Annotated in this window: 16 protein-coding genes; 9 read left to right on the plus strand and 7 right to left on the minus strand. The window is 33.1% G+C overall.

The genetic code is table 11. The features are described from left to right. Nucleotides 1-280: 280 nt before the first annotated feature. Nucleotides 281-1,819, plus strand: a complete 1,539-nt coding sequence (locus ACP7AQ_RS04645; protein ID WP_426091213.1) for a SulP family inorganic anion transporter — start codon at nt 281-283, stop codon at nt 1,817-1,819. Nucleotides 1,820-2,008: 189 nt separating this feature from the next. On the opposite strand, the gene ACP7AQ_RS04650 is transcribed toward ACP7AQ_RS04645, so the two are convergent. Further along, nucleotides 2,009-3,271: an NAD(P)/FAD-dependent oxidoreductase gene (locus tag ACP7AQ_RS04650; protein ID WP_426094576.1), complete on the minus strand. Its 1,263-nt coding sequence runs from the start codon at nt 3,269-3,271 to the stop codon at nt 2,009-2,011. A 63-nt stretch (nt 3,272-3,334) separates the two neighbouring features. Beyond that, the gene (locus ACP7AQ_RS04655) at nt 3,335-3,856 is read right to left on the minus strand and encodes a GNAT family N-acetyltransferase (RefSeq protein WP_426094577.1); all 522 of its coding nucleotides are present in this window, start codon (nt 3,854-3,856) and stop codon (nt 3,335-3,337) included. Between the two features lie 162 nt (nt 3,857-4,018). On the opposite strand from ACP7AQ_RS04655, the gene yaaA reads away from it, so the two are divergent. Further along, nucleotides 4,019-4,777, plus strand: a complete 759-nt coding sequence (gene yaaA, locus ACP7AQ_RS04660) for a peroxide stress protein YaaA (RefSeq protein WP_426094578.1) — start codon at nt 4,019-4,021, stop codon at nt 4,775-4,777. A 263-nt stretch (nt 4,778-5,040) separates the two neighbouring features. Here yaaA and ACP7AQ_RS04665 read toward each other — a convergent pair whose 3' ends face one another. Continuing rightward, on the minus strand, nt 5,041-5,460 hold the full coding sequence (locus ACP7AQ_RS04665; RefSeq protein ID WP_426063752.1) for an Lrp/AsnC family transcriptional regulator: 420 nt from the start codon (nt 5,458-5,460) through the stop codon (nt 5,041-5,043). A gap of 112 nt (nt 5,461-5,572) precedes the next feature. Here ACP7AQ_RS04665 and ACP7AQ_RS04670 point away from each other — a divergent pair, with 112 nt between their 5' ends. Continuing rightward, complete coding sequence (locus ACP7AQ_RS04670) at nt 5,573-6,286, plus strand: TSUP family transporter (protein WP_426094579.1); 714 nt, start codon at nt 5,573-5,575, stop codon at nt 6,284-6,286. A gap of 120 nt (nt 6,287-6,406) precedes the next feature. Next, nucleotides 6,407-7,636: a multidrug effflux MFS transporter gene (locus ACP7AQ_RS04675; protein WP_426094627.1), complete on the plus strand. Its 1,230-nt coding sequence runs from the start codon at nt 6,407-6,409 to the stop codon at nt 7,634-7,636. A gap of 14 nt (nt 7,637-7,650) precedes the next feature. Here ACP7AQ_RS04675 and ACP7AQ_RS04680 read toward each other — a convergent pair whose 3' ends face one another. The 4 genes from ACP7AQ_RS04680 to ACP7AQ_RS04695 form a co-directional block, all read right to left on the minus strand. Further along, nucleotides 7,651-8,925, minus strand: a complete 1,275-nt coding sequence (locus ACP7AQ_RS04680) for an NAD(P)/FAD-dependent oxidoreductase (RefSeq protein WP_426094580.1) — start codon at nt 8,923-8,925, stop codon at nt 7,651-7,653. 97 nt (nt 8,926-9,022) lie between these two features. After that, complete coding sequence (locus tag ACP7AQ_RS04685; RefSeq protein WP_426094581.1) at nt 9,023-10,360, minus strand: DEAD/DEAH box helicase; 1,338 nt, start codon at nt 10,358-10,360, stop codon at nt 9,023-9,025. A gap of 169 nt (nt 10,361-10,529) precedes the next feature. After that, complete coding sequence (locus ACP7AQ_RS04690; RefSeq protein WP_426063748.1) at nt 10,530-12,074, minus strand: DEAD/DEAH box helicase; 1,545 nt, start codon at nt 12,072-12,074, stop codon at nt 10,530-10,532. Nucleotides 12,075-12,180: 106 nt separating this feature from the next. Then, nucleotides 12,181-12,708: a DUF6155 family protein gene (locus ACP7AQ_RS04695; protein WP_426063747.1), complete on the minus strand. Its 528-nt coding sequence runs from the start codon at nt 12,706-12,708 to the stop codon at nt 12,181-12,183. Between the two features lie 146 nt (nt 12,709-12,854). Between ACP7AQ_RS04695 and ACP7AQ_RS04700 the strand changes: the two genes are divergently transcribed. The 5 genes from ACP7AQ_RS04700 (at nt 12,855) to ACP7AQ_RS04720 (ending at nt 16,891) form a co-directional block, all read left to right on the plus strand. Continuing rightward, nucleotides 12,855-13,139, plus strand: a complete 285-nt coding sequence (locus ACP7AQ_RS04700) for a DUF3817 domain-containing protein (RefSeq protein ID WP_426091204.1) — start codon at nt 12,855-12,857, stop codon at nt 13,137-13,139. Continuing rightward, entirely contained in the window at nt 13,132-14,388 is a 1,257-nt protein-coding gene (locus tag ACP7AQ_RS04705; protein WP_426094582.1) for a mechanosensitive ion channel family protein, read from the plus strand. Before ACP7AQ_RS04700 ends, ACP7AQ_RS04705 begins: the two co-directional genes overlap by 8 nt. Nucleotides 14,389-14,518: 130 nt before the next feature. Next, the gene (locus tag ACP7AQ_RS04710; protein ID WP_426094583.1) at nt 14,519-14,905 is read left to right on the plus strand and encodes a glyoxalase; all 387 of its coding nucleotides are present in this window, start codon (nt 14,519-14,521) and stop codon (nt 14,903-14,905) included. 306 nt (nt 14,906-15,211) lie between these two features. Further along, nucleotides 15,212-15,925: an esterase family protein gene (locus tag ACP7AQ_RS04715; protein WP_426094584.1), complete on the plus strand. Its 714-nt coding sequence runs from the start codon at nt 15,212-15,214 to the stop codon at nt 15,923-15,925. Nucleotides 15,926-15,943: 18 nt separating this feature from the next. Further along, nucleotides 15,944-16,891, plus strand: a complete 948-nt coding sequence (locus ACP7AQ_RS04720) for an ATP-grasp domain-containing protein (protein ID WP_426094585.1) — start codon at nt 15,944-15,946, stop codon at nt 16,889-16,891. Nucleotides 16,892-17,007: the final 116 nt, after the last annotated feature.

The following is a 17,007-nucleotide window of genomic DNA, read 5'->3' on the forward strand; positions in this document are numbered from 1 at the left end:
TATTCATTTTATCTCCGTTACTCCGCCTTGATTTATAGTCTTTAAATCGAAGGATATCACTTAAAAATTTGCATTCAATTTTTTGAAGACGCTTTCTACATATGGAAATGTCTAATCAATACATTTTATGAGCAGTAGCAGTATTTATTTTAGTACCGTTACCACGACTATTTTTTTAGATTTTTTAAATTTAAAGATAATTCCTAAAGCATTTTATTAATTTTTTTAGATATGATTTCAGCAACTGAAATTGAATCACACATCCTATTTGAATTTTTTTATGAAAAAAGTATTTAATTTATTTGATTTATCACAAAAGGTAAATTACAAAACAGAAATTTTAGCTGGTTTGACAGTTGCTATGACGATGATTCCGGAATCCCTATCATTTGCTATTCTCGCAGGTTTTCCACCGTTAATGGGACTGTACGCTTCTTTTATAGCTGGTTTTATTACGGCAGTATTTGGAGGCAGACCCGGAATGATATCAGGAGGAGCAGGAGCAACGGTAATTGTTTTAATTGCCTTAATGAAGTCAAATGGTCTAGAATATGTTTTTGCAGCGGTTGCTTTAGCAGGTATTTTACAAATTTTAGTGGGCGTTTTTAAATTAGGCAAATTTATCAGATTAGTGCCTCATCCCGTAATGTTTGGTTTTGTCAATGGATTGGCAATCATTATATTTATGTCTCAATTGGAACAATTTAAAATGGTGGTCAATGGAGAAATCACATGGCTTACAGGAACTCCAATGCTGATTATGGCAGGTTTGGTTGCTTTAACTATTGGAATTGTTGTATTTCTGCCAAAATTAACAAAAGCAATCCCATCATCGTTAGTAGCCATTGTAGTTGTATTCTTGTTGGTTTTTTTATTAGGAATAGAAACAAAAACCGTGAAAGATATTGCCTCTGTAAGTGGTGGTTTTCCTCCATTTCACATTCCGAATATTCCACTTACATTAGAGACTTTAAAAATAATTTTTCCTTATGCCTTAATTATGGCTGCAGTCGGATTGACCGAAGGCTTACTGACCTTGAATTTAGTCGATGAAATCACTGAGACTCGTGGTAATGGAAATAGAGAATGTATTGCACAAGGGAGTTCTAATATTTTGAATGGCTTTTTCTTTGGAATGGGAGGTTGCCCAATGATAGCACAAACATTGGTTAACTTATCAGCAGGATCTAGAGCCCGTTTATCTGGTATTGTTGCTTCATTAACAATTCTAATAATTATTTTATTTGGTGCTCCGGTAATTGAACTATTACCTATGGCTGCTTTGGTTGGCGTGATGATTATGGTTGCCATAGGAACTTTTGAATGGGCGAGTTTGAAAATATTTAATAAAATGCCCAAAAACGATGTTTTTCTTGTGATTTTAGTTGCTTTAATTACTGTTTTATTGCATAATCTTGCTTTGGCTGTTTTGATAGGCGTAATTATTTCAGCTTTGGTTTTTTCGTGGGAAAGTGCTAAACGAATTCGCGCAAGAAAATTTATTGATGAAAACGGGGTGAAGCATTATGAAATATACGGGCCTTTATTTTTTGCATCTACGACTGCTTTTACTGAAAAGTTTGACGTGTTAAATGATCCAAATGAAGTTATCATCGATTTTAAGGAAAGTCGAGTTTCTGATATGTCAGCAATTGAAGCATTGAATGTTATTACAAATCGTTATCACAAGCAAGGTAAAAAAGTACATTTACGCCATTTGAGTAGCGATTGTATAACGTTACTTAAAAATGCAGAAGCCATCATTGATGTAAATATTATGGAAGATCCAACGTATAAATTAGTGATTGATCGACTTTAATTTCAATAAGCGTAATAAAAGTTTAGTTCTGGAACTTCCAATTGTATCAGTTCATGGATTGAATAATAATTAAAAAACTATACCAAGAATCTCACAAATCCCCGCAAATTAATTCGTGGTGATTGGTGTAATTCGTGGCGAATTAGTTGAATGCTATAACTTGGCAGACTTTTATCCTAAAATAACAAACTATATTTTCATCGCTTCGGCAGCTAATCGTCCCGTTTGTAGAGCGGCATTGATAGAACCATTTAGCAAGTTGTCTCCGCAAATAAATAGCGTATCCGAGATTTTTATTTCAGAGACAGCGATTTCATTTCGTACACTTTCTTGAGTTGGCAATGCATATTCAATGCGATACGCCTTTAGCATTTTCCACGAATTTACTTTTTCACCGTACCATTGTTTCAACTCTTGCTTCATGTTTTCAGTTAAAGTCGCGTCATCAACAGTTGGGATTCCATTGTAGGAAACGGAAATAAGCACTTTCCCTTTTGGCGCATACGCTCTGGAAACATTTGAGATTACAGTCAAATTATTCACCCATTTTTTCTGAGTTGAAGCATTTAAAATAACGACCGCTTTTTTAGTAGGCGCTTCAATGGCTTCAAAATAAATATTGGTTACCTGATGCGAAGTCATTTTTTGCTTCGGAAAGTATTTTTGGGTCAAGGCATTGGCGGTCGTAGCCAAAAGGATTTGGTTGGCTTCAAAAACAGTTCCATCTTCAATAGTTATCTTATTTCCATCAATAGCTGTCACTTTGGTATGGCATTGAATACAGCCTTCTGGAAGCATAGCGACTAATTGTTTGGGTATTTCTTCCATTCCTAAAGCAGGAACCGCGACATCACCATCTGAAAACATTTTCATTACAAAATCGAACATTCTACGGGAAGTTTTCAATTCATTTTCCAAAAAGATACCGGAAAGAAAAGGAGCGTAAAAGCGTTGAATCATTTTTGGGCTAAAACCATAATCCGCCAGTTGCTTGCGAGTCGTTTGTTCAGGTTGTTCGAAAATTTCGTCAATCGTTAATTTTTGCAGTTTATTTTTTAACCAAAGAGTATTGATTTTGTCTTTTAGAGTGCCAACGGGCGCAAAAAGTGTTGCAAGTGCAGCAGATGGTCTTCGGAATGGATCTGCAATTTCAAAACTGCCTCCGTCATAAAGCACGGTTGCTCCGGGTAACATTTTTTTTAGTTGTAAATCATCATAATTAAGTAGAGCTCTTGTCTCAGGATATGCTGTCAAAAGGACTTGGAAACCTCTGTCGAAAAGATAGCCTTCATGTGAATCGGTTTTTATTCTTCCGCCAGCGCGATCACTAGCCTCCAAAAGGAGAACTTTTCGACCTTGACGATGCAAATGAACAGCCGCAGCTAATCCCGCTAATCCCGCTCCCACAATAATTACATCATGTTTCATAGTTTTTGATAATATTTGGTACAAAAATAAGCCAAATTGGGTTTTAGAATTGCTTCTGTACCTTACAATTTAAAATTTAATCATTGTTCACTGTAATCGAAATTGCATCAATAAATCAGTTTGCTCGTCATTACCCATTATAAAAACGTGTTTGTCAAATACAACAAACCCATTTTTAGTATAAAATCGGAGTGCTCTGTGATTTTCTTCCCACACACCGAGCCAAACAGAATCAACGCCAGAACTTTTTGCGATTTTTTTTACCTTGTCAAGCAAAAGCTGTCCGATATTTTTTCCATGAAAATTTTGCAGAACATAAATCCGTTGCACTTCTAAAGCATTTTCGTTAATAGATTCCGTTTGGGCATCGCCAAAGTTTATTTTCAGATATCCCACTGCTTCTGCATTTGAATAGGCTACATAAAACTGAGAATTATCATTGTTTAATTCCGTTGTTAATTGTTCCATATTGAAATTTTCTTTTACATAATTGGCAATGTTTTCAGGCGTATTTACAGCGGCAAAAGTCTCTTTAAAAGTATGGATACTTATATTTTGAATTGTTTCCAAATCTGATACTGTTGACTTCCTAATTTCAATCGTGTTCATAATTATTTATTGGTATTTTACAACTCAAAAATAATTAAATTGGCGAACAATTTTCATTATCTATTGCACTATTAAACAAATCAATTTAAAGATTCTTGATTTCTTGATTTCAATTAGTACTTTTGGTTCAATTAATAAAAAGAGCTCGAAAGAGTATTGTGTATGAAAATTGTAATATCGCCAGCCAAGTCGTTAAATTTTGACAAACAGTTACCCACTCAATTGCACACCGAACCTTTGTTCTTAAAAGAATCGAGACAGATTCAAAAAGTTTTAAAAGAGAAAAAGCCTGCTGATTTATCGGATTTAATGAGTATTTCAGATAAACTTGCTGATTTGAATTGGAAGCGAAATCAAGAATGGAAAACACCGTTTACGACTTTAAATGCACGTCCGGCAATATATACTTTTGATGGAGATGTTTACGTTGGATTAGGTGCTTATTCGATTCCAGAAAAAAAAATAGAAGCTTTACAGGATCGTTTGAGAATACTATCTGGTTTGTATGGAATACTGAAACCGTTGGATTTGATTCAGGCGTATCGACTGGAAATGGGAACCAAATTACCAATTGGCGAAAGCAAAAACTTGTATGAATTTTGGAAACCGGCCGTTACAAAGGCTTTAAATAAAGAGCTTAAAGAAGACGAATTGTTTATCAATTTAGCCAGTAATGAATATTTTTCAGCAATAGATGTCAAGGCGTTAAAAGTTCCTGTAATCACGCCAGAATTTAAAGATTACAAAAACGGAAAACTAAAAGTCATCAGTTTTTTTGCCAAAAAGGCTAGGGGAATGATGGTGCGCTACATTATTGATACCGATGTTAAAACGATAGAGGATTTAAAAGGTTTCAATTACGATGGTTATCAATTTGATCAAAACTTATCGGAAGGCAATAATTTGGTTTTTACGAGATAGCTAATTTTTTAAATATTAATCCTTTAAAATTGGCATGTATCATATTTTTTTAAATTAAAATATTTAATAATTTTAGAAGTTGACACTTACTGGTTTTTGATTCATGTTATATTTTGATTTTAAGTCGTAAATCATAAATCAAAGTGAAGTTGGGTACTAGAAAATCTGAAAAGTGCTGAATTCTATTTTACATAATATAAATTATAGATCATTTTATTTCATATAAATATTAAATAAGTTATTAACGCAACGCTACCGAAAAACTACAAATCTTTTAAATTTGATAAAATCAAATGTGTTGTGGGCTCGCCATAAACTAAAAGTCGGTCTATAAATTGTTGCAGATGCAGTTGATCAATTAAAACTACTTTCATAAAAATATTATGTGTACCAGTAATTCTATAAGCTTCATATATTTCCGGAAATTGATTTAAATCTTCACAAAAAATGTAGAGTTTTGTACTAAATAATTTAAACATTATAAAAACTTCTAAGCCAAAGCCAAGTTTTTTATTGTTTAGTTGAATCTTATAACCTTCGATAACACCGCTATCTTCTAGTTTTTGAATACGTTCTCTAACTGACGAAGGTGAAAGCCCTATATGTTTGCCAATATCTACAAATGAAGTTCTAGAATTAACTTTAAGACTTTCTATTATTTTTAAATCAAGTGCATCGACCATAAATAAAGCTTTTAAATTGGCTAAATTACATTTAAATTATTGTAAACGGACATTAAATCCGTTTAATAAATTTTAGTTTAACTAATCGTTGATCTAATTTTGCATTATGGATATGATGTTATTACTTCTTACTATTGGTATTTTTCTTGGCTTTTTTGTTCAAACCATTACCGGATTCGCCGGTGCTTTAATTGCCTTACCTTTTTTACTCTTTGTGATGCCATTGTCGGATGCAATTGGTTATTTATCTATTTTTTATTTTATTTCAACTCCTATTTATATTTATAAAGAGTGGAAATACATTGACAAACAACTTCTAATAAAATTGGCCCCATCATCATTTTTTGGACTAATAATTGGAATTATTGTTTTAGTATACGCACAACCTATATTTTTAAAAAAAGCATTGGGTTTGTTTATAATTTTGTACGCATTAAATAGTTTAAAAGAAAAAAAAGAAATCCATTTAATCTCAAAAATGAAATACTTTTTTGGTTTTCTAGGAGGTTTTTTTTCAGGTCTTTTTTCAACTGGAGGGCCTTTGTATTTGATAATTATAAAAAGTGAAACCTCGAATATCAAGACTTTACGTGCCACCATGTTTGGTGTTTTAGGTTTAATAACATTAATGCGAATTCCTATCCTTGCCTTTGAAGGTATTTTGTCATTAAGTCAATTTTATAATGCAATTTTTGTTTTACCTTTTTTCATAGTAGCTTTATTATTAGGTAATAAGGTGTATTTAAAATTAAATGAATTTATCTTGAAGCGAATTATGTTAGGACTTTTGTTTTTGTCCGGAATTATGTTATTAATAAAGAATTAAGTGCTTTTATTTATGTTTTCAGTTTTTGCGATAAATCAAATTTATTAAATCTACCATTTGAATCGCCCTTTAAATATTTACCTTTGCAAAAATTAAAAAAATTTGATGATTGATCTCATAATGACAAAAACTAAATATTTCCAATTAATTCTAATTTTAGGTTCACTAACTGCGCTTGGACCATTTTCGATTGATATGTATTTGCCTGGTTTTGCCGGAATTGCCAAGGATTTGAATACATCCGTAGCTAATGTTTCCATGACCTTGTCCAGTTATTTTATTGGAATTTCCGCAGGACAATTGCTTTATGGACCTTTATTAGATCGTTTTGGTCGAAAAAAACCTCTTTTTATCGGACTAATCGTTTACATTTTAGCTTCTCTAGGTTGCGTTTTCGTTACTGATATAAATACTTTTATTGGTTTACGATTCATTCAGGCTGTCGGCAGCTGTGCTGCAACCGTAGCATCGGTTTCCATGGTTCGAGATTTATTTCCTGTGAAAGATATTCCAAAAGTATTTTCATTATTGATGTTGGTTGTTGGACTTTCGCCAATGCTAGCACCAACTATCGGTGGTTACGTTACCGAAGATTATGGCTGGCATACCGTGTTTTTTATATTAATGTGTATGGGTATTTTGATTCTTTTGGCTGCGCAAATCGGCTTGCCAAATACTTTTAAACCAGATACCTCAATTTCATTAAAACCAAAACCAATTATTACTAATTTTATCATTATTCTAAAAGAGCCTCAGTTTTATACCTATGCATTTGCAGGAGCAATAGCTTTCTCAGGATTGTTTACTTATGTAGCGGCCTCCCCTATTTTATTTATGGACATTTTTAAAGTTAGCGGAAAAACGTACGGTTGGATATTTGCTTTTATGTCTTTAAGTTTTATTGGTGCCAGCCAATTAAATTCATTTTTGTTAAGAAAATTCACAAGTGAACAAATGATTTTAGGGGCATTAATTTCACAATCTTTCATTAGCATTTTATTCGTTGTTTTGGCAATGAATGATCTTTTAAATTTGTATCAAACTATTGCAATGCTATTTTTATTCTTGGCTTGTTTAGGAATTTTAAATCCTAATACAGCAGGACTTACGCTTGCTCCTTTTTCAAGAAATGCGGGAAGTGCGTCGGCATTAATGGGAGCCATTCAGTTAGGATTAGGCGCCTTAGCATCTTTTGCAGTGGGTGTTTTTGTGAAAAATTCGATGTTGCCAATGGTTTTAATTATGGCCGTTTCAACGATTTTAGCCTTAATTATTTTAATTCTTGGAAAACGAAATATAAAAAAAACTGTTGCAACTTCTCATGATGAAGGAATTGCAATAGTTCATTAATTTTAGCTTTAGTATTATTTTGCTTCTATTTTAACTTTTTTATCAGGTCTGATAATCATTCGCAAAGATTGGTCTTTTGCAAAATAGGCAATCATCCAATTAAAAAATGTTTTCACTCTATTGCGGTAAGTTATCAACGAAATGAGATGAATAAATAGCCATATTATCCAGGCAAAAAATCCTTTGAAATGCATTTTAGGATGTGGTATATCAACCACAGCCTTATTTTTTCCAATGATAGCCATTGATCCTTTGTCATTATATTTAAAGGGTTTTAATGGTTTTTTTTGACTCATTAGTTTGAAGTTCTTAGCCAAATTTATTCCTTGTTGAATCGCAACTTGTGCCACCTGTGGATGACCATTGGGGAAATCTGCATCTGTAAGTTGGATGCAAGTATCGCCAATTGCATAGATGTTTTCAGTACTATTTACTTTATTATAAGCATCAGTAGCCATTCTTTTTCCGCGACCATAACTTTCTATTGGAATTCCTTCGAAAACTTTTGCAGAAACTCCCGCGGCCCATATTAAATTTGTAGTTTGAATCGTTTCGCCATTAGCAAAATATACTGTGTCATCGATATAATCCACCACTGTGGTATTTAATTTCACGACAACACCTAATTTTGTCAGCGCTTCAAGCGTATCTTCCTGAGAAGCTTTACTCATTGGAGAAAGTACGGCATTTGCGCCATCAACAAGATAAATATTACTTGCAGTTGTACTTAATTCTGAATATTCTTTCAGCAAAATATTTTTTCTCATCTCGGCGAGCATACCGGAAACTTCAACACCAGTTGGGCCACCACCGGCAACTACAATGGTTAATAATTTTCTGCGTTCACGAATGTCTTTACAAATGGCAGCTTTTTCTAAATTCTTCAAGAGTGTATTACGCATAACGATTGCGTCATTCAGCGTTTTCATTGGAATAGCATTTTTTTTTACGTTTTCCATTCCAAAATAACTCGTTTCGGCACCAGTGGCAAAAACCAAGTAATCGTATTTTAATTCTCCATTGTTGAGAATGATTTTATTTTCTGAAGGGTTTATTTTTAGTAAGTTTCCTAAACGAAATTGTAGATTTTTTTTGCCCGAAAAAAATTTTCTAAAAGGGTAACTAATGCTTGAAGGCTCTAAAAAAGCGGTAGCGACCTGATATATCAGTGGTGCAAAGAAATTGTAATTATTTTTGTCTACAAGTGTTACGTTGATTCCTTTTTCATTTAAAAGTTCTTTAGCAAGATTTAATCCTGCAAATCCACCGCCGATTATTATAATTTCCATATCGTGTTTTTATAGTCTATAAATTAAAAAAGCATCCCTAAATATACACTATTTATGAATGCTGTAATAAATTAAATAGTAAATAAACTTGAAATATTTAATTCTTTTTAAGTTTTTTAACGGGTTTTTCTAAAGGTTCATTTTTGTTTTGCAGCATATAATTTGCCAATAATTTTTCAATCAATTCATCTTTAGTCAAATGATGAAAAACAATTTTTATTTTTTCTTTTAATTCTGCAGCAACATCATGATTGGGTTTAGTTTTGAAGATTTGCTTTGCCCACAATAACGTATTATTTTCTTCGATACTGGCAACAGTTGGTTTTTTGAATTGTGTAAATTTTATTCCCAATTCTTTTTCGAAATCAGCAATTTCCCCTACTTCTTCTTGTTGCAAAACCGTTAGAGAAAGGCCCTTTGCTCCTGCTCTTGCCGTTCTTCCGCTACGGTGTACGTATGCTTCATAAGCGTCGGGTAAATGGTAATTGACCACATAAGAGATTTCTTTTACGTCAATTCCTCTTGCCGCTAAATCTGTCGCTACCAATATGTTGATATGTCCTTCACGGAATTGCTCCATGATTCTGTCTCTTATTCCCTGAGACAAACTTCCGTGCAATGCTCCTGATGAAAATCTATTTATTGCCAGATTTTTCGCTAATTTATTGACAGCGGCTTTTGTTTTGCAAAAGATAATTCCGCGCTCTCCTTCTTTAGAATTCAAGAAATGCATCAAAACATCCAGTTTTTCAATGGGATCAACAACAATATATTCATGATCAATTCCTTGATTTCCTATTGTTTCCATATTGGCGCTAACATGCACCACATTTTTATTCAAATAATTCTGAATTAACTGTTTGATAGTTCCGGGCATGGTTGCCGAGAATAAAAAAGTATGATGAATTGCAGGTAACTCCGCCACAATCTCATCTAAGCTTTCTTTTAAAATAGTCACCATTTCATCAGCTTCATCGAGCACAAAGAACTTGGTTTCCTTTAAATTTATTGCTTTGCGCTGAATCAAATCAATCAATCTTCCGGGTGTTGCCACAACAATATGTGTAGGCAATGAAAGTCGCTCTATTTGGGGTTTTATTGGGATACCGCCGCAAGTTGCCGCAATGGAAACATTGGGTAAATATTTAGAAAAATCTTCTAGGTTTCTAAAAATCTGATGTCCTAATTCCCGAGTTGGAACTAAAATCACTGCTTGAACCAGCTGTGAATTTACATCAATTAATTGTAAAAGAGGCAATCCAAAAGCAGCCGTTTTTCCTGTACCGGTTTTTGCAAGTCCAACCAAATCTGAAGTATTTGATAAAAGTAACGGAATTGTTTTTTGCTGAATTTCTGTGGGTACAACAATTTTCAATTCGGTAATCGCTTTTATTATTGGTGCTGAAATTCCTAAATCAGAGAATTGTTTTGGCATTTTTTTGGATTTTATAATTTTATAAAAAAGTTTTTTTGTAAACGTAATTTTTAGCCCCGATAGCAGTGAAAATCCTTTCTGGTCATGAAATTGTTTCAGTATTCTGAAACAATTTCATGACCAGAAAGATTGCAACGAATAGCGGGATTAGCTCCTAGAAAAAGAAATATTAATCTTCATCCGGTTCGTTCATGATTTTTTCCCGATATTTTTTCCCAGTTAACAATACCAGTTTTAATTTATAATCGTCAACAAGCCACTCACGGTAATTTTTACTGCATTGACTCAAACATTTAGAATAGCGCTTGATGCGGCAGTCGATATCATCATCTAGCAATTTTCCTAATGCTTTCGCCTCTTGTAAGGTTTCAGAATTATTAACACACATAGCAGCGTGCTGTTCCAATGATTTTTCCAATACTTCTTTTGAACGTAAATTTTGTTTGATGATGAGTTTGTGTTCTTCATCGATATCAAAAGTTACCACTTCTGTTTTGCTAAATTTAGCTCGTATTTCAGGCGGCATGCTGTATTTAAAATACAATTCGATTTCAGTGTCATCACGTAAATTTTCCAGATAAAACTCCGGTGATTTAAAGATGTGTTGCCAATTTACCGGCTCACTCCACAATCCAAATCGTGCTGCATTATTCCCCAAATCGATAACGCTAAAAGTATCTTTATTAGGTAATTTTCTGGAACCGCGACCAATCATTTGATAGTATAGTGTCAATGATTTTGTCGCTCTATTTAATATGATAGTTTCTACAGTAGGCTCATCAAAACCGGTGGTAAGAATTCCAACTGATGTCAGAATTGCATCCGGCGTATGCTTAAACCAATGTAAAATATCTTTTCTTTCTTCGTTATTGCTGGTGTTATCCAAGTGGCGAATCGCATAACCGGCTTCTCTAAAAGTTTCATATACATATAAGGATGTATTGATTCCATTATTGAAAATTAAGGTTTTCTTACCCAAAGATTTCTCCGTGTAAGCATGCAATAATTTTTCCTGCATGGCCATATTCGTATATAAATCATCTGATGATTTTACGGTGTAATCCCCATTGATACCTACTTTTAATGAGGTCAAACCCACATCATAGCTGTACGTGATTGCTTTTGCTAAAAATCCATTTTCAATCAACGAACTAATGGTGTCTCCTACGATTAATTCATCGTAGCTCTCATGCATTGGCAACTTGATATTCGAACTTAAAGGCGTTGCTGTAACTCCTAATATGAATGCATTTTTGAAAGAGCTTAATAATTTTCGGAAGGAGTTGTAATGCGCCTCATCGATAATTACCAATCCTACATTATCTAAATGCAATTTTTCGTCATTGATACGGTTTTTCAAAGTTTCGACCATTGCAACAAAACAAGAATAATCGTTTTGGTCCGGAAGTTCTTTTACTTTACTGTTGATAATTTTGTTTTTCACATCAAAACCTTTCAACATTTTTGAAGTTTGCTTACACAACTCAATGCGGTGTGTCAACACAACTACTTTTTTATCGTGTTGTGATAAGTAACGTCGCACTATTTCTGAAAAAACTACTGTTTTCCCGCCGCCAGTAGGCAATTGGTATAACAAATGGTGTTGTGGAGGTGCATTATCTATACGCTCAAATATGGCGTCAATGTCGCCTTTTTGGTACGCATAAAGTTCTTTTTTGTCTTCGATTTCTATTTCTAAAGTGTTTTGCGACATTGCTTATTGTTGGATTTTTGCAAAAATACACCTAAAAAACAGTTTAGTTATCAATTTTAATTAAAAAAAATAGGATTGATTAAATAAAATTGAATTATGCAACCTTTCAGTACTCAAATCGCTCAATAATAGCATTGAACTCTGGTTCGTTGTACCATTTTTGCATAATGGTTTCGTTATGAATGACTGCTATTCTTGTTTTAAAATCATTAAGTATTCCGTTTGCAATTAAGAAAATAACGGCTTGCTCAAAAGAATTGAACATACTTTTGAAAAACAAATCATGTTTTATAACATTTTCAGATGCAAAGGTTTGTGCAATTTCGATATTGTAAAGCATTACATCGGCAATTATAAAGGGATCAACACCTAAAAGGATAAAATGCTTGATATATTTTTGAGCAACGGAGCGTCTCATTTTAGGTTTGCTGCGTCTTCCCGCCTTTTTGAAAGGAAAATATTCATTTGAAATTTTGAGTTTGCATTCCTGCAAAAGCGTTTCTTCTTTTGGATTGAAAACAAAATTATAATAGACTTTTACCGGACTGAATTTTTCATACAATTCGAGAATTTGCTCTTCGAGTTGCTCTTTATTCAATTCAGCTAAGTATTTTTTTAAATCGCGTTTGCTCATTACCAAAGTTTAAGATTACAAAAGTAATTTACTTTTAGAATCAATGCGCCGAAAATCAATGATAATAACTAATTTTGACACAAATAAAAGTAGAAGCACTTTTTATCCTAACCTAATTTTTTACTTTTATCCTCAAATTTATTTTTATGCTAAAGATTTTTAAAATTATCGCACTACTTGAAGGAGTTTCTTATTTGGCTTTATTTACCAATATGTTAGTTGTGAAACCTACAAATGTTGCTTTTTACAAGGCATTATTATTTCCAGTAGGAATGGCTCACGGAATTTTATTTGTAAGTTATATCATTTTAGCGATAATGCTGAAATTTGAACAGAATTGGGATTGGAAAAAATTCGGAATTATATGTTTGGGTTCCTTAGTTCCTTTTGGAACTTTTTACGTAGATAAAAAATATTTACAAAATGTATAAATACATAGAAAAAATATTCAATTTTCTTTATCCTGTATTTCGAAAATGGGGATTAGGAAGCAGTTTAGCTTCCTATTTAAGCCTAGTGCTCAATATCGTTATATTATGTGTCTTGGCATACGCGATTTATGTTGTTTTTAGACTTATCCTGGTCACCATTATGGCAGTTATTGCCCAAAAAACTAAAACCAGATTTGATGATTTATTGGTAACAAACAAAACTGCCAAGTACATTGCGCACTTAATTCCGCTGCTGTTTATATATAAATCGGTACCAATTATTTTAGACAAATACGTGTATTGGGAAGGCCTTTTTGGAAAATTAGTCGGAATTTATATTGTAATGTTGGTTTTATGGATCATCCGAACCATTTTTAATGCTTTACGAGATTATTTAAAACTAAAACCAAGGTACAGCGATAAACCAATTGACAGTTTCATTCAGGTTATAATGATTGTGCTATGGACTGTTGGGATTACGGTTATTATTTCCAAATTATTCGATATCAATCAAAAAGAGTTGTTAACCATTTTGGGAGCGGTTTCTGCGGTAATTATCTTGATTTTCAGAGACACTATTTTAGGTTTTGTTTCGAGCGTTCAAGTCTCAATTAATGACATGGTTCGAATTGGCGACTGGATTACGATGGATAAATTTGGTGCCGATGGAGATGTAATAGAAATTAATCTGGCAACAGTGAAAGTTCGAAATTTCGACAACACTACGACCACTATTCCTACCTACAGTTTAAGTTCCGATTCGTTTCAAAACTGGCGCGGAATGTTGAATTCTGATGGCCGACGGATCAAAAGACACATTCTTATTAAAACTAGCAGTATTCGATTTCTGGAAGAAACAGAATTAAGTGATTTAAAGAAAATACACCTTATTTCAGATTATATTGACACTCGAAAATTAGAAATAGACGAATATAACTCCAGTAATAAAGCTGATAAATCTATTGCTATTAATGGACGAAATTTGACCAATTTAGGCTTATTTCGAAAATACATAACCGAATATTTATTTAATTATCCCGGCTTAAATCAAGAGATGTTGATGCTTTGTCGCCAATTGCAATCGACCTCACATGGAGTTCCACTTGAAGTCTACGCCTTTTCGCATGACAAACGTTTTGAAAATTACGAATACATCATGTCGGATATATTTGATCATATCATCGCATCAGTGCGTTATTTTGACTTAGAAATTTTTGAAACTGCCACCGAAAATGAATTAAAAGTTTAATCGTTGTTTAAATTTTATTTTCTCTGATCTTCGTTCCCTCCACTTTGTGTTATGAAATGTATAAATCTTTTAAAAAAACTAAAATTTTACCTTTGCTATGCGTATTTTTTTTAATTTTAGAAAAAAAAATATGAACGAGCGTGATACTTTTTTAAAAGAATTTAGAGGACAAACTATTGGTTCCGTAACCACCCAATCTACAACTGAAGAATCATTTCAAAATGAAGTACTTCGACCAATTTTAAAGCTACAAAATGATTTATTTGTAGCTTCCTTTATCAATTATATAAATAAAAATAAAGCTGATTTTCACAATCATTCTCTTGATAAAAAACAATCAGTCATAGAAAATGTAATCCGTAAGGACATCAAGTTTCGAAATGTTTTAAAGGGAATGGTTATTGGATTATTCACTTTTGATGAATATGCCATTTACATACAAAACACCTCCAATACCAACAAAAGAATGATGAATATGCTTGTGGAAAGATTGAAAAGCCAAGTTCAACTTTTTTAAATCTAAAAAAACAGTAAATTTTTTGTTTCCCTTGTTCAGAAATTCATTAATCCATTCCAACATTTTGATTTTACTGATTATTAAATGGTCATGCAGAATAGAAGGACTTAAGATTTTAAAAACACATTATGTTAAAACGACTTGATTTGTTGTTTATAATTTAAAAATCACCTTCTTATTAATCTAATTATTACCATTTATATCTAATTTAATAATTCTAATCTTTTTTATAATAAATATTAGGTAAGCGCATTTTTATCTGCTATCGGTATGGTTTTTTTCATTATAATTGTTAAAAATAATTTTATGAAGGAAGAATATTTCAGATGGTATTCCCCAAATTTAAATAGAGATATTGAAATGTTGGTTTTTGGACATGCTGGATATCCTGTAATCTTATTTCCAACTTCTATGGGAAGTTACCATGAAAACAAAGATATGGGTTTGATAGAATCTGCAAAATGGTACATTGAGCAAGGTTTAATTCAAATATTTTGTCCGGATAGTATTGACAAGGATAGTTTTTACAATAAAAATATACACCCTGTTCACCGTATCGAAAATCACGTAAAATACGATAAAATGATTTGTCACGAGATTGTTGAAAAGGCAAAGAACAACACGCCCTCAGGCAAAGTTGCCGTTGCTGGTTGCAGTTTTGGAGGCTATCATGCGGCAAATTTTGCTTTTCGTCATCCAGGTTATGTAAGTCATCTTTTTTCTATGAGTGGCGCTTTTAACATAAAGAGTTTTTTGGATGGTTTTCACAACGACGATGTATTTTATAACAGTCCGGAAGATTATTTATACGGTCTAGATGATTATGAATTATGGAACATGGACATTGTTTTGGGAACTTCTAATTGGGACATTTGTTTCGATGCCAATCTAAAATTAAGCAAAGTACTAAGCGACAGACACATCCATCATTGGTTAGATATTCGTCAGGAACAAAAACACGACTGGCCGATTTGGAAAGAAATGTTCCCGCATTATTTATCAAGAATTAAATTTTTTTAAAATTATAAACACATCAAAATGAAAAAAATTGGAATTTTATTTGGAATGGAAGACACCTTTCCTCAAGCATTTATTGATCGTGTCAATTCAAAAAACGAAAAAGGAATTATTGCTGAAGCAGTGGCTATTGATAAAGTAGTTCAAAATCAAGACGGAGAATACGCAGTAATTATTGACCGAATTTCGCAAGATGTCCCTTTTTATCGTGCCTATTTAAAAAATGCGGCTTTAACAGGAGCAAATGTAATTAACAATCCGTTTTGGTGGAGCGCCGATGATAAATTTTTCAATAACTCCTTGGCAGATACGCTCGGCGTACCTTTACCTAAAACCGTAATTCTTCCTTCGGCTGAACATCCTACGGACACGACCGGAAAATCATTCCGAAACCTAAAATATCCAATGGACTGGGAAGGAATCTTTGACTATATTGGATTTCCTGCATACATGAAACCGTATGCTGGAGGTGGCTGGAAAAATGTGTATCGATTGGAAAATATTGAGGAATTCTGGGAAAAGCATCAGGAAACTGGACAATTGGTGATGATGCTTCAAGAAGAAATTGTTTTTACGGAATATTTCAGAGTTTATTGTTTGGGTTGCAAAGCGGTGCGAATAATGCAATATGAACCAAGAAATCCGCATCATTTACGCTATGTAATCGATGGACCGCTTGTGGATAAAAAATTATTAGCAACCATAAAAGATTATACTTTACGACTTTGCAAAGGATTGGGATATGATTTTAATACGGTAGAATTTGCCGTTCGTGACGGTATTCCTTACGCCATTGATTTTGGAAATCCCGCACCTGACGCCGAATTAACTTCGGTTGGTGCTGAAAACTTTGAATGGGTGGTTGAAGAGGCTTCGAAAATGGCTATTGCTGCCGCAAAAAAGCAAAAATCAGGAAAAATGAACTTGACATGGGGAACTTTTATTAAAGATGCTGTTGCTGGGAAATAAAATTTTATAAATTACAAAATACCCTAGCACCGATTAAAGTGTAAATCCTTTGTGGGCCTGCTTTTAAGGCCTGTAAAGATTGTAACGGAAAGCGGGACACGAGCGAAGCGAACTGA

The sequence above is a fragment of the Flavobacterium sp. DSR2-3-3 genome (genome assembly GCF_049896585.1).
Classification (GTDB): domain Bacteria; phylum Bacteroidota; class Bacteroidia; order Flavobacteriales; family Flavobacteriaceae; genus Flavobacterium.

Excerpts from the sequence above, each read along its gene's own strand:
- yaaA (WP_426094578.1), top strand. The coding sequence starts at position 4,019 with ATGAAAATTGTAATATCGCCAGCCAAGTCGTTAAATTTTGACAAACAG.
- ACP7AQ_RS04645 (WP_426091213.1), top strand. The coding sequence starts at position 281 with ATGAAAAAAGTATTTAATTTATTTGATTTATCACAAAAGGTAAATTAC.
- ACP7AQ_RS04695 (WP_426063747.1), bottom strand. The coding sequence starts at position 12,708 with ATGAGCAAACGCGATTTAAAAAAATACTTAGCTGAATTGAATAAAGAG.
- ACP7AQ_RS04715 (WP_426094584.1), top strand. The coding sequence starts at position 15,212 with ATGAAGGAAGAATATTTCAGATGGTATTCCCCAAATTTAAATAGAGAT.
- ACP7AQ_RS04670 (WP_426094579.1), top strand. The coding sequence starts at position 5,573 with ATGATGTTATTACTTCTTACTATTGGTATTTTTCTTGGCTTTTTTGTT.
- ACP7AQ_RS04720 (WP_426094585.1), top strand. The coding sequence starts at position 15,944 with ATGAAAAAAATTGGAATTTTATTTGGAATGGAAGACACCTTTCCTCAA.
- ACP7AQ_RS04665 (WP_426063752.1), bottom strand. The coding sequence starts at position 5,460 with ATGGTCGATGCACTTGATTTAAAAATAATAGAAAGTCTTAAAGTTAAT.
- ACP7AQ_RS04705 (WP_426094582.1), top strand. The coding sequence starts at position 13,132 with ATGTATAAATACATAGAAAAAATATTCAATTTTCTTTATCCTGTATTT.
- ACP7AQ_RS04685 (WP_426094581.1), bottom strand. The coding sequence starts at position 10,360 with ATGCCAAAACAATTCTCTGATTTAGGAATTTCAGCACCAATAATAAAA.
- ACP7AQ_RS04710 (WP_426094583.1), top strand. The coding sequence starts at position 14,519 with ATGAACGAGCGTGATACTTTTTTAAAAGAATTTAGAGGACAAACTATT.
- ACP7AQ_RS04655 (WP_426094577.1), bottom strand. The coding sequence starts at position 3,856 with ATGAACACGATTGAAATTAGGAAGTCAACAGTATCAGATTTGGAAACA.
- ACP7AQ_RS04700 (WP_426091204.1), top strand. The coding sequence starts at position 12,855 with ATGCTAAAGATTTTTAAAATTATCGCACTACTTGAAGGAGTTTCTTAT.
- ACP7AQ_RS04690 (WP_426063748.1), bottom strand. The coding sequence starts at position 12,074 with ATGTCGCAAAACACTTTAGAAATAGAAATCGAAGACAAAAAAGAACTT.
- ACP7AQ_RS04680 (WP_426094580.1), bottom strand. The coding sequence starts at position 8,925 with ATGGAAATTATAATAATCGGCGGTGGATTTGCAGGATTAAATCTTGCT.
- ACP7AQ_RS04675 (WP_426094627.1), top strand. The coding sequence starts at position 6,407 with ATGACAAAAACTAAATATTTCCAATTAATTCTAATTTTAGGTTCACTA.